Here is a 14,453-nt window from a genome sequence, read left to right as displayed (position 1 = left end):
ATCAAACTCTCCATAATAGAGAACTTAAAAAGCTCATTTTGTTTTGCTGGCACCATCATTAAATGATGTCAAAATTGTTTTGCTATCGGACTAACTTGGTTAGTCTTTCAAGCTATATGTCTTAACGTTTTGCATGTTCAGTTTTCAATGTTCATTTTGTCGTTTCGTTTTTTGCGACTTCTCTACTTTATCACTTTCTTTTTACAGAGTCAAGAAGTTTTTTAAAAAACTTTTTTTGTCGTATGTTTGTTGTTTCGTTTTTGACGACGCTTATTATAATACATCAAAAAGATTAATATTGTCAACAATAAAAACGAACAATTTAATTGTTCGTTTTTATTGTGTGCTTATCAACACGTTACTTTGTAGTATCTATGCATGATTTCATTGCTTTTAGTAGACTGTTTTTCAATTAGAATAAAACCCTTATCTACTAAAAACTCGATAAAAACTTCGAGGTCCACTGAATACTTTTTCAGTTCTTCTTGTTCATGGATCTCTTGGATAGTCCAAAATTCTTTAGATGACAAAACTTCTAATATATGTTGAGCACCATCTTTTGTTCTTGAATGAATCAAAAACTCACTAGCTAAAAATAGAAGTTCTAATCTTTTCTCTAACGATTCCTTACTTGAAATAAGTTCATCGTATAATTTATATATAGCAGGATCTAGTTGTTTGACTTGTTTCCATACCATTACCTCTGGATGCATCCCATTTTCAAATACAGCTAGACGTGCTAAATGATGTAATGAATCTACTATATGGTTATATGCATCCAGGTAATTTAACTGTTCAAAGAATACTTTACCTTCCATATACCTTCTACTAAGCTTTGCGAATTCAATCCCCATTCTCACCTTTCGGCTATTTATCGGAAAATCATATAACTCTTTTTTCAATGTTTCTACATATTCATTACGATCGAAAACAACTCGTCCATTAATGATCCAGTCAACTAATTTAGGGTTTGTTCCTACAAGTAACCACTTTCTTAGTTGTTTTTCGGTCATAATATGCATTGCTGCCTTCTTTTCATCATACGAATAATGCTTTGTAAAAATTGGTTGTTCTGCTTCTAATGTTACTATCAATAAAATAGAATCAAAAGTATCGGTAATAGGGCTAACTTCCTCACGCTTTTCTATCGAAATGATACCTATCGTATTTGGATCACTTGCTCTTTCTTGATAAATCGGTCTCAATAACGCTTCCAAAATGGAGCCTCCTTTGTTTCCTTCTATTATAGCTTTTCGACAATTAGTTTAAATTTCCTTCTTAGCTTACTTCAAAACATTACTTACTCCTAAAATATGATATAGTGGATTTAGAATTTAGGAGGCTGAAAAATGAAACCTTATAAAAACAAAATAAATCGAATACGCTCCTTTGCACTGGGACTCATATTCTTTGGATTTATCATAATGTATGGCGCTATTTTCTTTAGAGAAAATGCAATTTTAGTAACGATTTTCATGACACTTGGATTACTATCTATAGTAGGAAGTACAGCTGTATACGGTTGGATTGGTTTATTATCTACTCGAGCGGTTCAAGTCGTATGTCCTAACTGCGGTAAGCATACAAAGGTTTTAGGAAGAGTGGATATGTGCATGTACTGCAAAGAACCACTTACACTTGACCCTAGTCTTGAAGGACAAGAATTCGATCAAGCACTAAATAGAAAGAAATAATTGAACAGATTGAGTTTATATTAACCTAGTATTTAATTGCAATAAAAAACGAGCGTAGTCGATACGCTCGTTTTTTTATTGCACTTTGGTTGCATGCTCTTTACAATCAGGGCATGTTCCGTATATCTCCATCCGATGCGAACTCACATCAAACCCGGTTAAATGGGAAGCTAAATGCTCGACTTCATCGAGACCCGGGTAATGGAAATCAACAATTTTACCACATGTATTACAAATCATATGGTAGTGATCGTTCGTGATAAAATCGAATCTACTAGAAGAATCGCCGTAAGTTAGCTCTTTAACTAATCCCGCTTCTCTAAAAACACGCAGGTTATTATAAACAGTTGCAACACTCATGCTTGGAAATTTACGTTCAAGTGCTTTATATATATCGTCCGCAGTGGGATGAGACATAGATTGGATAATAAATTCCAATATCGCATGGCGTTGAGGTGTAATTCGTACACCAGTTGATTTTAATGTATCTAAAGCATCTCTTAAATGTACTTCCGTCATCGCAATGCACCTCTCTTCATATTCATTATCAATTTGTAATCGTTATAATAAGTATAATGAAGAAATACAGGAGCTGTCAAATTATAATACATTAGAGGAATGAATATTCTTTTTAGTAACCTCTTTTTAGATCAATCACATTGTCTAACTGATTACTTTCATTCAACCATTCAGTCAAATTTCTAGAAAAAATCTCTAGTGCTCTTACAACATATTGCGAAGAATGACTGGAAACATGTGGGGATACAATGACATTGTTCATCTTCCAAAATGGATGCTCTTCCCGGAGTGGTTCTTTTTCAAATACGTCTAATACAGCGTATGCTATACTCTCTTCTTTTAGTGCTCGGAGTAATTCTTCTTCTTTTATAACGTCTCCTCTACCGAAATTCATAAAGATGGCAGATCGTTTCATACACTGAAAATGCTCGTATGTAAGCAAGTGTTTTGTTTCCTCCGTACTAGGTAAAATCGATATGACAATGTCCGCATCTGGCAATATTTCTTTTAGTTGACTAAAAGAAACTATTGTATCCATTGAAGGTGCTGTTCTGCCGCTTCGATTACAACCAATGGTACGTACGCCAAAAGCTTGTAGAATTCTACCGACCTCGCAACCAATTGCACCAGCACCTAATATTAATGCAGTAGAATCAAAAAGCTCCGATGAGTGCAATTTTCGTATCCACTCCCCTTTTCGCTGATTTTCAGCCATTGCTGGAAGTGATTTTTTAATGGAAAGTATATGTGCAAGAATAGACTCTGCCATCGGAGTTTTATGAATCCCTCGTACATTCGTTAACAAAATTTTTCGATTAGCAATTTCATCTAATGGCATTTTTTCAAGTCCTGCAGAAGCAACCATTATCCACTTTAGTTGAACTGCAGTTTCTAAATGCGATGCACTAAGATCTTCTCCATACGTCACAAGTATTTCAGCAGTTTTTAACGCTTCCTCATCCAATGTTTTTCGAAAAATGAAGTCTGCTTGTGGGAACTTTTCTACTAAACTAGTTTGTTGATCTTGTTTCGGATAAAAGGAAAATAATATTTTCACAGTTGCTCACCATTAGAAGCTAAACTTTTTAATGTTTCTAATGCCTCTTCTACATGTCCATCCACTTTCACTTTACGCCATTCTTTCACTATAGTGCCAGTCGGATCGATTAAAAATGTAGAGCGTTCAATTCCCATAAATTCATTTCCAAACATCTTTTTCAACTTCCACACCCCATATGCTTCGGATACTTCATGTGTATCATCGATTAACAATGAGAACGGAAGACCATGTTTTGCGATAAATTTCGTATGTGCTTTTTCATCATCTGGACTGACACCTAAAATAACAGCATTCAATTCTGTAAATTTCTCATGGGCATCCCTAAATTCACACGCTTCTGTTGTGCAGCCCGGTGTTGAGTCTTTTGGATAAAAATACAAAATAACATACTTCTTTCCCGCAAAGTCATCTAAAGATACAATTTCTCCTTGTTCATTTTTCAATGAAAACTTTGGTGCAATCATTCCTTCGAGTATTGTCATTATATTCCCTCCTTATATTTACTTCTATCGTATCGAATTACTGGATGAGATTCAATTTCTTTAGCGTTTTTCACTATAATTGTCTACAATAGAAGAATACTAAAATGTCGGAGGTTATAAACAGTGAAACAAACTACATCAGAACAAATACAAATAGAAGCACTCGAACATATCGTAGGCGGAGTAAATAGTCCATCTAGATCGTATAAAGCAGTTGGTGGAGGAGCACCAATCGTAATGGAACGAGCAGAAGGGGCTTACTTTTACGATGTAGATGGAAATAAATACATTGATTACTTAGCTGCATACGGGCCAATTATTACTGGGCACGCACATCCCCATATTACGGAGGCTATCACAAAAGCTGCACAAACAGGACTATTATACGGTACACCTACAAAGCATGAAGTGACTTTTGCTAAAATGTTAAAAGATGCAATCCCTTCTATGGATAAAGTACGTTTTGTGAACTCAGGTACAGAAGCAGTCATGACAACTATACGTGTCGCACGTGCCTATACGGGAAGAACAAAAGTAATGAAATTTGCGGGATGTTATCACGGGCATTCTGATTTAGTATTAGTAGCTGCCGGGTCAGGTCCCGCTACACTTGGAACACCCGATTCTGCTGGTGTTCCACAGTCTATTGCAAAAGAGGTTATTACGATTCCTTTCAATGATCCAAAAGCATATGAAGAAGCAATGGAAAAATGGGGAGAAGAACTCGCTTGTATTTTAGTAGAACCTATCGTAGGTAATTTTGGTATGGTAGAACCAAATGAAGGTTTCTTACCACTTGTTCATAAAATAGCAAAAGACAAAGGGGCACTCATAATCTATGATGAAGTAATCACTGCATTCCGTTTCCACTACGGTGCTGCGTCTACAATGTTAAATGAAACACCTGACTTAACTGCTCTTGGAAAAATTATTGGTGGAGGTCTTCCAATCGGAGCTTATGGTGGTAAAAAAGAAATTATGGAACAAGTCGCTCCATTAGGTCCTGCCTACCAAGCGGGAACAATGGCTGGTAACCCAGCGTCTATGCAAGCAGGGATTGCTTGTCTAGAAGTATTGCAAACACCGGGATTGTATGAAGAGTTAGACAGACTTGGAGCAATGTTAGAAGCTGGCATCATAGATGCAGCGAAGAAAAATGATATTACGATTACCGTAAATCGGATAAAAGGTGCACTATCTGTTTATTTTACCGATGTAAAAGTAGAAAATTACGAGCAAGCGGAAGCAAGTGATGGAGAATTATTTGCTAAGTTTTTCAAGCTAATGCTAGCACAAGGGATTAATTTAGCCCCTTCTAAATATGAAGCTTGGTTTATTACAATTGCGCATACAGAAGAGGATATTAAAGAAACAATTACTGCGGTTCATCATGCATTCGCCCAGTTAAAGTAGTCAACACTTCAAACTTGCATGAAATGAAAGGATAGGATTCAATGAAATTAGGAGCTCGCGTTTTTAAAACTGGAGTAGCCATCGTTTTCTCTTTATTCTTAGCGGATTTACTCCAGCTTCCTAATCCTGTTTTTGCAGGAATAGCTGCGATTTTTGCTATTCAACCTTCTATATATAGATCCTATTTGACTGTAATAGAGCAAGTGCAATCTAATATAATTGGAGCAGCAATCGCGGTTGTTTTCGCACTTATGTTTGGGAATCACTTTATAGCCGTTGGATTTGCTGCAATTATTGCAATCATGCTTATGTTAAAATTAAAGCTAGAAAAAACAATTTCTTTGGCACTTGTCACTGTTATTGCCATTATGGAAATCCAAAGTGATAACTTTTTCACGTATGCTTTAATACGATTTTCAACTGTTTTATTAGGCGTCATTTCTGCATTTATAGTGAATCTAATATTTCTACCACCTAAATTTGAATCTAAACTATTTAATTCGATACATTATACACAAGACGAGATTATTCGTTGGACTCGAATTGCGGTACGCAGTGCATCAGAGCATAGCTCTACAAAACAAGCGATCAATCAACTAAAAGAACGTCTAAGCCGTGTCGATCAACTATATTCATTTTTCAAAGAAGAACGAGGTTATACAAAGAAAGCAATTTATACTAAGGGTAGAAAATTAGTTGTATATCGGGAACTAATTTCCACGTCTTATAAAAGCTTAGATGTATTGAAAAGACTTCATCTCCATGAAAATGAGCTTTTGGACCTTCCGGAACATTTCCGAATGATGATTAAAGAACGATTAGATGCACTTTTAGCTTATCATGAACAACTACATTTGAAATTCACCGGAAAGTTAAAACCGGAACATATCGAATCGCAGAGTTCTGAGGCTTTCATTCAAAGGCAAGAAGTGATGGACATTTTTGTCCAACAGATTGCTTTAACTCGAATTGAAGAAGAATTTTCGACGTATCATTTATTACATTTATTATCTTCCATATTAAAATACGAAGAACAACTGGAGCATGTGGATACACTAATCACATCCTATTTAAATTTTCATAGTGAAGAACTAACTGTAGATATAGAAGAAACGCCATACTAAGCAATGTGCAATAGCCGATTAAGTGCATCATATCTTTATTGCTTCTAGCGTACTTTGGACTGCACTTCAGCTATATTATTACCACTTAACTTTAAAGAGACGAGATGTGGCAAGCCACTTCCCGTCTCTTTTTTTCTGTAATCCTATGTCCATCGCACGCAAAAGTGACACATTTTTAATTTTTCATACGTGGATCTAGAGCATCTCTCAACCCATCGCCCATTAAGTTAAATCCTAACACAGTCAACATAATCGCAATCCCCGGGAAAATCATCGCCCACGGTGCGTTACGCAAAACGACGCGCGCATCTGCAAGCATTTTCCCCCATTCAGGCGCTGGTGCTTGAGCTCCTAAACCAAGAAATCCTAAAGCTGCCGCTTCAATAATAGCAGAAGCAACTGCAAGCGTTCCTGCGACTATTACAGGTGCCATCGAGTTCGGGAGAATATGAGAAAATAAAATGCGAAAATCTTTCATCCCAATCGCTTTTGCCGATGTTATGTATTCCTCTTCTTTAATACTCAACACTTTAGAACGAATGAGTCGTCCAAAGTTAGGAACATTTATTATAGCAATGGCAATTAGAGCGTTTTGTAAAGATGGACCTAATACAGAAACAACTGCAATCGCAAGTAAAATACTCGGGAATGCTAGCATAATATCAAATATTCGCGATATTATTGTATCAATCCACTTCCCATAATAACCAGCAACTATTCCCAAAACACTTCCTACTACAACGGATCCAATCACCGAAGAAAATCCAACCCATAAAGATATTCGAGCACCATGTATAATTCGCGAAAAAATATCTCTGCCAAAATCATCCGTTCCAAACCAAAACTGACTTGATGGTGGAAGCAATCGGTCTTTTAAAGACTGATCATTGATCCCCTGTGGAGCTATTAAAGGGCCTAATATCGCTAAAAGGAGGAAAAAAAGAACAATCCCTGCTCCAACAAGCGCTACTTTATTTTTACGAAAGCTTCGCCATGCATCTAGCCAAGGACCCGTCGACGTATTTGTTTTAACCATTATTTCATTAGTCGAGTTCGGAACCATTTGCGTCATATTCATTTCCTCCTTTTAGTCGTATTTAATCCTCGGATCTATCAAACCATATAAAATATCTACTATTAAGTTAATCATGACAAAAATAAATGCAACAATGAGAATACCTGATTGGATGACCGGATAATCACGGAACTGAATTGCTTCATAAATATATCTACCTATTCCTGGCCAACTAAATATAGTTTCCGTTAATATTGCCCCTCCGAGTAACATTCCTGTTTGAAGTCCGATAACAGTTAAAACTGGAATAATCGCATTTTTTAAAGCATGTTTGTAAACAACCCAAAACATTTTTTGCCCTTTTGCTCTTGCAGTACGAACATAATCAGCACGCATTACTTCTAGCATACTTGATCTCGTCATACGGGCAATGATCGCCATTGGAATCGTCGCAAGTGCAATACCGGGTAATACTAGATGTTTAAGTACTTGCGCTAACTGATCAAAACGCCCATTCAATATCGTGTCCAATACATATAAGTTCGTCACCGCGGAAACGGGATTTCTCACTTCTTCTCTACCGGAAGTAGGGAACCATTGAAGTTCGATCCCGAAAAACCATTGTTCCATTAAACCTAACCAAAAAATAGGCATCGAAACGCCAATTAATGCAATAATCATTGCAAAGTAATCGAACCATGAGTTTTGGAACCAAGCAGAAATAATACCTGCATTTACCCCAATAATGACAGCAATAATAATAGCAAACAAAGCAAGTTCAAAAGTAGCTGCTAAATAAGGCCAAATTTCTTCTGAAACCGGCTGCACTGTACGCATCGATTCCCCTAAATCTCCTTTTAAAAGTGCTGCCAAATAATCGAAGTATTGTACATACCAAGGATTATCTAATCCTAATTTAAAGCGTAGTGCTTCAATTGCTTCCTTTGATGCTAATTGTCCTAAAATAACTTGTGCTGGATCACCCGGAATTGCTCGAATAATCATAAATACAACAAATGTCATACCTAGTAAGACAGGAATTAGTTGTAAAAGTCTCTTTCCGATATAGTGAAGCATCTTCTTCACCCCTCTTTTATTAAATGAAGAAAAGGGAGAAATCACGAAGACCCCTCCCCTTCACGATCAAATTCGCCTTGGCGTATTTGTGCCTAGATCAAGTAAGGAAGTTAGCCTAAGAACGTCGCATCCTTACGACAACGGCTATCTGACCTACATCACGCAGGCCTGAGCTCGCTCGATAAATTCCTCTAAAAAATCTGTGGCATCCGCCGGAAGCTTTAACTTTATTCAGCAAGGATTGGTAGACCCCCAATGAATTGTATGCTTACTTTGCTTTCTTCTCATCACTTATAGAAGTGAAGACCTCTGCTCCTACGCAAGCTCGTCGCAAAAAAACATTTGCTGAATGAAGTTAATTACTTAAAGTCGACGTTCGTTAATTTGTCAGATCCAGTAGGATGAGGGAAGAAATCTACAATATCCGCTCTACCTGCAAGTAATGGAGTTGAGTGAGCAAGTGGTACCCAAGGTGCATCTTCAAAGATAATTTCTTGCGCTTGCTTATACAACTCATTACGTATATCTTCATCTACTTCTGTTTGTGCCTGAATTAAGATTTTGTGTAAGTCTTGGTTGTCATAATATGTGTAGTTATTACTTCCAATGTTATCGCCATCAAGTAATACATAGATGAAGTTGTCTGCATCTCCATTATCACCTGTCCAGCCTAGCATGAAAGCATCTGCTTCCCCATTTCGAGCTTTCTCTAAATATGTTGCCCACTCGAAAGATACGATTTCTGCTTTAATACCAACTTCTTCTAAGTTCTTTTGAATAACTTCTGCAACTTTTGCTCCATCTGGCATATATGGTCTTGGAACAGGCATTGCCCAGAGTTCCATTTCAAAGCCATCTGCAAGTCCTGCTTCTGCTAAAAGTTCTTTTGCTTTTTCTGGATTGTATTCATATCCTGGAATGTCTTCATTGTATCCACTAATAGAAGGTGGCATTGGATTTTTCGCCATTTCTGCGCGTCCCTCGAAGAATGCATCAATTATTGATTGTTTATCGATTGCATAGTTCATTGCTTGACGTACTTTTACATTATCAAACGGAGGACGTGTAGTTGTTAATCCAAGATATCCTACGTTCATAGATGGACGTTCAATTAATTGTAAATTTGAATCGCCTTCAACTGTTTTACCGTCAGCTGGATTTACACCATCCGCTAAGTCAATTTCTCCAGTTAGTAGCGCGTTTAAACGAGCTGAATTATCAGGATAAGAACGGAAAATAACTTTATCAAGCTTTGGAAGACCTTCAGCCCAGTAATCGTCAAATTTCTCAATAGTAATAGAATCATTACGCTTCCATCCTACAAACTTAAATGGACCAGTACCAACTGGATTATCTCCAAATTTTTCACCTGATGCATCAAATGCAGTTGGGCTTGCAATTCCAAATGGGCTCATTGCAATATTTTTTAAGAAAGGTGCCTGTGCACGTTTTAATTTGAATACAACTGTATAATCTCCATCTGCAGTTACAGATTCTATTACATGACTTTCATCTCCTACAAATCCACCGAACATGGAAGCGTAGTATGGGAATTTATCCTCTGAACCATTTGCCCAACGTTCAAAGTTTTTCACTACAGCTTCGGCGTTAAAGTCCGTATCATCATGGAATTTAACTCCTTCGCGTAGTGTAAAAGTATACGTAAGTCCATCTTCAGAAGCCTCCCATTTTGTTGCTAATCCCTCATTTATCGTAGTATCTTGTTTTCCAAAGTTTAAAAGTGTTTCAAATACATTTTGTGTTACCTTGAATGACTCTCCATCTGTTACCGCTGCTGGGTCTAGTGATACGGAATCCCCACCGCGACCAAAAATAAGCAATTTTTCTTCAGCTGTAGTTGTAGAACCAGTATCCCCTTGCGTTGCTCCTTCATTTTCTTTTTCTGTGTTGCCTTCCGATGCTTCTTCAGAAGCACATGCAGCAAGAACTACACTAAGCGCCACTAACATCAGAAGCAAGAATGACCAAATTCTCTTTTTCCCCAAATTAACCCCTCCGAAAATATATTATCAATGCTGCATTTGCTCATTATATAAATGGCAGGCAACAAAATGACCTGGTTTCACTTCTTCTAACTTAGGTACCACAGATGTACAAGCTTCCATCCTAAATGGACATCTAGTATGGAATGTACAGCCAGTAGGTGGATTTGAAGGACTCGGAATGTCTCCTTCTAGTATTATCTGCTCCCTTTGATGTTTCGGATCGGGAACTGGAACAGCTGAAAGTAACGCTTTCGTATAGGGATGAAGTGGCTCTGCATATAAAGATTCGCTTGTAGCAAGCTCCGCCATTCTTCCTAAGTACATAACGCCAACTCGATCACTTATATGACGCACCACCCCTAAATCGTGCGCAATAAATATATACGTTAGCTTTAATTCTTTTTGTAAGTCTTGCATTAGATTCAACACTTGGGCTTGTATCGAAACATCGAGTGCAGAAACTGGTTCATCTGCAATGATTAGCTTCGGATTTGTCATCAATGCCCTTGCAATCCCAATACGTTGTCTTTGCCCACCACTAAATTGATGTGGGTATCTTTTTGCATGATAACTACTTAATCCAACAATTTCTAGAAAGTCATATACTTTCTTTTTTCGACTCTTTGTATTTCCGATTTTATGAACAATTAGTGGTTCCATTAATATTTTTTCAACCGTATGTCTCGGATTTAGCGATGCATATGGGTCTTGAAATACCATTTGAATTTCTCTTCTTGCTTTTCTCATTTCCGTACTGGATATGCTCGTTAGCTCTTTTCCGTCAAAGGTTACCTTACCTTCTGTCGGTTCTAGTAATCTCATAAGCATTCTACCAGTAGTAGATTTACCGCAACCGGATTCTCCGACGATACCCAGTGTCTCTCCTTCATTCACATAGAAAGATACATCATCTACCGCTTTTACATAACCCGATTTTTTCGCTAACACTCCTGAACGTATAGGGAAATACTTTTTTAATCCTTCAACTTGTAGCAGCGGTTTTGTCATTAACTTCTACCTCCTTCTGATCGTATAAGAAGCATCTTGTTTTATGCTTATCCGATGTTTCATATAACGGAGGATTTTCTTCTGTACATCTTCCAAACACCGATTCACACCTTGCTGCAAATCGACAACCAGTTGGAATCGTTCCAGGCTTCGGTACATTCCCAGGTATGGAATATAAACGCTGCTTTTTATAGCGCATATCAGGTACAGAAGCGATCAACCCTTTCGTATAAGGATGTTGTGGATTATGGAATATCGTATCTACTGTACCCTCTTCTACTACTTTTCCAGCGTACATAACTACTACTCGCTCACAAGTTTCCGCTACAACTCCCAAATCATGAGTAATTAGAATAACCGCTGTATTTAGTCTTTCATTCAATTCTCGCATGAGTTTCAAAATTTGGGCTTGTATCGTTACATCTAGTGCAGTCGTTGGCTCATCTGCAATAAGGACCTTTGGATCACAAACGAGCGCCATCGCAATCATGACTCGTTGCCTCATTCCCCCTGAAAGCTGATGAGGATAGTCCTTCATCAATTCCTCCGCCCTAGGTAAACCAACAAGTTTCAACATTTCAATTGCTCTTGCCTTTGCTTGTTTTTTACTCCATTTTTTTTTATGTAGTGTAATCGCTTCCAATAGTTGGTTTCCTATTGTAAATAATGGATTTAATGACGTCATCGGTTCTTGGAAAATCATCGCCACTTCATTTCCACGAACCTTCCGCATTTCTTTCTCGGAGAACTTTGTTAAATCTTCCCCTTTAAATAGAATTTGACCATTTGTAATTTTCCCTGGTGGACTTGGAACTAGGCCCATTATAGAAAGCGATGTAACACTTTTACCACAGCCTGATTCTCCGACTATTCCAAGTATCTCCCCTTCTTTTACGTGAAAATCTACATAGTCCACAGACGGAATGATACCATCATCTGTGAAAAAGGAAGTTTGGAGATCTTTCACTTCTAAAATAATTTCACGCACTGCCATAATGCACCCCTTTGCTTTTCAATAATTTATAATTTTCTATCAATTAATAAGATATATTAATATTTTACACATATTAACCTTATATGCAACACTTTTTCAAAAACACTTGAAACTATTTTCATATGCTAATTCCATATATATGTGAATTTTTATTCATACATTTAAATATCCATTCTTTTTTTCTATACTAAAAAACGCCCTATAAGCATAAAAAGGACTTATAGGGCGCTTGATATTCATTTTAATTATCTAATTGTTGTATTTGAAACAAATTATAATATACATTTTTATGGTTCATTAATTCTGCATGGTTTCCATTTTCGACTACCTGACCGTTTTCAATAACGAATATATTATCAGCATGCGTAATCGTGGAAAGTCTGTGTGCAACAATAATGGTTGTACGATTCGATGCTAAACGCTCCAAAGAATCTTGGATTAATGATTCACTCTCTAAATCTAATGCCGAAGTTGCTTCATCTAGAACTAATATCGTAGGATTTTTTAAAAATACACGTGCTATAGCAACACGTTGTTTTTGACCACCTGAAAGCTTCACGCCACGTTCCCCTACTTTTGTCTCATACCCTTCTGGTAACTCCATGATGAAATCGTGCGCATTCGCAGCTTTTGCCGCTTCTATCACTTGCTCATCTGTCGCATCAGGATTGCCCATTAATATATTCGATTTAACTGAATCACTAAATAAAATATTATCTTGTAACACAATACCGATTTGCTTTCTCAATGATTCTATCGTAACGTCACGAATATCTTTTCCATCAACCCGCACACTTCCATCTGTTACATCATAAAACCTTGGTATTAAACTAATAATGGTAGATTTACCACCACCACTCATCCCAACGAATGCTACCGTCTCACCAGCTTTAACATGGAAATCCACATTATTCAATATTGTATTTCCGTCTTTTTCATATTTGAATGAAACGCTGGAAAAAGTAACTTCACCTGTAACATGCTCTAATGTGGAAGCACCTTTTTTATCGACAATATCGTATTTTTCATCCATTAATTCAAAGACTCGATCCATAGAAGCGAAAGACTGAGTTAATGTTGTTGAGGAATTAACTAAACGTCTGAGAGGACTATATAAACGTTCGATATAAGCTACAAATGCAGCCATCGTTCCTACTGATAATCTTCCATTAATTGCTTCGTACCCTGCATATGCAATAACGAGTAAAGGTGCAATATCCGTTATCGTGTTTACTACAGCAAACGCCTTTGCATTCCAAATGGTTTGGTCAACCGCTTTATCTAAAAACTCACCATTTGCTTCGTTAAATAATTTCTGCTCGTGCTTCTCTAATGTAAATGTTTTAATAATGCTCATACCTTGTACACGTTCATGTAGATAACTTTGCACACCAGCTAAAGCTTGCGAACGTTTTCTCGTTAAATCGCGTAGTCTTCCAAAAAAGTATTTCACACTGAATGCATAAAATGGGAATGCAATTAAAGTAACGAGTGTTAACTTCACATTCATGGTAAGCATAATGCCAATTGCAATTAAAATAGTTGCTAAATCTAACCATACATTCATTAGTCCAATGATTACGAAGTTTTTGGTCTGCTCAACATCATTTATTACCCTGGAAATAACTTCACCAACACGCGTGTTGGAGTAGTATTTTAAACCTAGTTTTTGAAGATGAATATAAAGCTTCTGCCGTATATCGTATAGTATTTTATTGCTCACTAACTGAGCTAAATATTGTCTATAATACTCAATCGGCGGACGAACGATTAAAAATATTAATGCAGTCCCTCCTAACCAATATACCAATTGTTGGATTTTCTCGTCGACTGTTAGTGTTTCTGCACCAATAATATCATCGATTACAATTTTGATAAGAATTGGTATAAATAATGGTATTGCAAATTTGATAACCCCAATAACGATCGTTAAAAATATTTGAAAGTTATAAGGTTTAACAAATTGCATATACCGTTTTAAAGATCCCATGTCATGACTTCCTTTCTAAAAAATCAAATTCGCTTCGGCGTATTGCTCCCGCTTCTTTTTGTTCAGCTCCG

General features: G+C 36.9%; 13 protein-coding genes. 3 read left to right on the top strand and 10 right to left on the bottom strand.

Going from position 1 to position 14,453, the window contains the following annotated elements:
- Nucleotides 1-350: 350 nt before the first annotated feature.
- Entirely contained in the window at nucleotides 351-1,217 is an 867-nt protein-coding gene (locus tag BMZ04_RS19620) for a nucleotidyltransferase-like protein (protein WP_093276266.1), read from the bottom strand.
- A 132-nt stretch (nucleotides 1,218-1,349) separates the two neighbouring features.
- On the opposite strand from BMZ04_RS19620, the gene BMZ04_RS19615 reads away from it, so the two are divergent.
- Entirely contained in the window at nucleotides 1,350-1,694 is a 345-nt protein-coding gene (locus BMZ04_RS19615) for a YgzB family protein (RefSeq protein WP_093276263.1), read from the top strand.
- Between the two features lie 75 nt (nucleotides 1,695-1,769).
- Here BMZ04_RS19615 and perR read toward each other — a convergent pair whose 3' ends face one another.
- From perR to bcp, 3 genes are all read right to left on the bottom strand, one after another.
- Nucleotides 1,770-2,213, bottom strand: a complete 444-nt coding sequence (perR, locus tag BMZ04_RS19610; RefSeq protein ID WP_143128327.1) for a peroxide-responsive transcriptional repressor PerR — start codon at nucleotides 2,211-2,213, stop codon at nucleotides 1,770-1,772.
- Between the two features lie 112 nt (nucleotides 2,214-2,325).
- Complete coding sequence (locus BMZ04_RS19605; RefSeq protein ID WP_093276255.1) at nucleotides 2,326-3,270, bottom strand: D-2-hydroxyacid dehydrogenase; 945 nt, start codon at nucleotides 3,268-3,270, stop codon at nucleotides 2,326-2,328.
- Nucleotides 3,267-3,755: a thioredoxin-dependent thiol peroxidase gene (bcp, locus tag BMZ04_RS19600; protein ID WP_093276248.1), complete on the bottom strand. Its 489-nt coding sequence runs from the start codon at nucleotides 3,753-3,755 to the stop codon at nucleotides 3,267-3,269. The genes BMZ04_RS19605 and bcp overlap by 4 nt, the downstream gene beginning before the upstream one ends.
- Nucleotides 3,756-3,878: 123 nt before the next feature.
- On the opposite strand from bcp, the gene BMZ04_RS19595 reads away from it, so the two are divergent.
- Both BMZ04_RS19595 and BMZ04_RS19590 read left to right on the top strand, forming a co-directional pair.
- Nucleotides 3,879-5,168 (top strand): glutamate-1-semialdehyde 2,1-aminomutase, encoded by a 1,290-nt coding sequence (locus BMZ04_RS19595; protein WP_093276243.1) that lies wholly within the window; start codon nucleotides 3,879-3,881, stop codon nucleotides 5,166-5,168.
- Nucleotides 5,169-5,209: 41 nt separating this feature from the next.
- A complete protein-coding gene (locus tag BMZ04_RS19590; RefSeq protein ID WP_093276238.1) occupies nucleotides 5,210-6,292 on the top strand; it encodes an FUSC family protein in 1,083 nt (360 codons plus the stop codon).
- Nucleotides 6,293-6,467: 175 nt separating this feature from the next.
- Here the strand turns inward: BMZ04_RS19590 and BMZ04_RS19585 are convergent, their stop codons facing one another.
- From BMZ04_RS19585 to BMZ04_RS19560, 6 genes are all read right to left on the bottom strand, one after another.
- Nucleotides 6,468-7,355 (bottom strand): ABC transporter permease, encoded by an 888-nt coding sequence (locus BMZ04_RS19585; RefSeq protein ID WP_093276337.1) that lies wholly within the window; start codon nucleotides 7,353-7,355, stop codon nucleotides 6,468-6,470.
- Between the two features lie 24 nt (nucleotides 7,356-7,379).
- Nucleotides 7,380-8,384 carry an ABC transporter permease gene (locus BMZ04_RS19580; RefSeq protein WP_093276234.1) on the bottom strand — a complete coding sequence of 335 codons (1,005 nt, stop codon included), beginning with the start codon at nucleotides 8,382-8,384 and terminating at the stop codon, nucleotides 7,380-7,382.
- 359 nt (nucleotides 8,385-8,743) lie between these two features.
- On the bottom strand, nucleotides 8,744-10,390 hold the full coding sequence (locus BMZ04_RS19575; RefSeq protein ID WP_093276228.1) for an ABC transporter substrate-binding protein: 1,647 nt from the start codon (nucleotides 10,388-10,390) through the stop codon (nucleotides 8,744-8,746).
- Nucleotides 10,391-10,414: 24 nt separating this feature from the next.
- On the bottom strand, nucleotides 10,415-11,398 hold the full coding sequence (locus BMZ04_RS19570; RefSeq protein WP_093276223.1) for an ABC transporter ATP-binding protein: 984 nt from the start codon (nucleotides 11,396-11,398) through the stop codon (nucleotides 10,415-10,417).
- Nucleotides 11,373-12,392, bottom strand: a complete 1,020-nt coding sequence (locus BMZ04_RS19565; protein WP_093276221.1) for an ABC transporter ATP-binding protein — start codon at nucleotides 12,390-12,392, stop codon at nucleotides 11,373-11,375. The genes BMZ04_RS19570 and BMZ04_RS19565 overlap by 26 nt, the downstream gene beginning before the upstream one ends.
- 241 nt (nucleotides 12,393-12,633) lie before the next feature.
- Nucleotides 12,634-14,382, bottom strand: a complete 1,749-nt coding sequence (locus BMZ04_RS19560) for an ABC transporter ATP-binding protein (RefSeq protein ID WP_093276217.1) — start codon at nucleotides 14,380-14,382, stop codon at nucleotides 12,634-12,636.
- Nucleotides 14,383-14,453 lie beyond the last annotated feature (71 nt).

This window comes from Psychrobacillus sp. OK032 (genome assembly GCF_900111345.1).
Lineage (GTDB): Bacteria > Bacillota > Bacilli > Bacillales_A > Planococcaceae > Psychrobacillus.
This window is presented reverse-complemented; position numbering and strand designations above follow the sequence as displayed.

Excerpts from the sequence above, each read along its gene's own strand:
- BMZ04_RS19615 (WP_093276263.1), top strand. The coding sequence starts at position 1,350 with ATGAAACCTTATAAAAACAAAATAAATCGAATACGCTCCTTTGCACTG.
- perR (WP_143128327.1), bottom strand. The coding sequence starts at position 2,213 with ATGACGGAAGTACATTTAAGAGATGCTTTAGATACATTAAAATCAACT.
- bcp (WP_093276248.1), bottom strand. The coding sequence starts at position 3,755 with ATGACAATACTCGAAGGAATGATTGCACCAAAGTTTTCATTGAAAAAT.
- BMZ04_RS19590 (WP_093276238.1), top strand. The coding sequence starts at position 5,210 with ATGAAATTAGGAGCTCGCGTTTTTAAAACTGGAGTAGCCATCGTTTTC.
- BMZ04_RS19585 (WP_093276337.1), bottom strand. The coding sequence starts at position 7,355 with ATGGTTCCGAACTCGACTAATGAAATAATGGTTAAAACAAATACGTCG.
- BMZ04_RS19580 (WP_093276234.1), bottom strand. The coding sequence starts at position 8,384 with ATGCTTCACTATATCGGAAAGAGACTTTTACAACTAATTCCTGTCTTA.
- BMZ04_RS19570 (WP_093276223.1), bottom strand. The coding sequence starts at position 11,398 with ATGACAAAACCGCTGCTACAAGTTGAAGGATTAAAAAAGTATTTCCCT.
- BMZ04_RS19565 (WP_093276221.1), bottom strand. The coding sequence starts at position 12,392 with ATGGCAGTGCGTGAAATTATTTTAGAAGTGAAAGATCTCCAAACTTCC.
- BMZ04_RS19560 (WP_093276217.1), bottom strand. The coding sequence starts at position 14,382 with ATGGGATCTTTAAAACGGTATATGCAATTTGTTAAACCTTATAACTTT.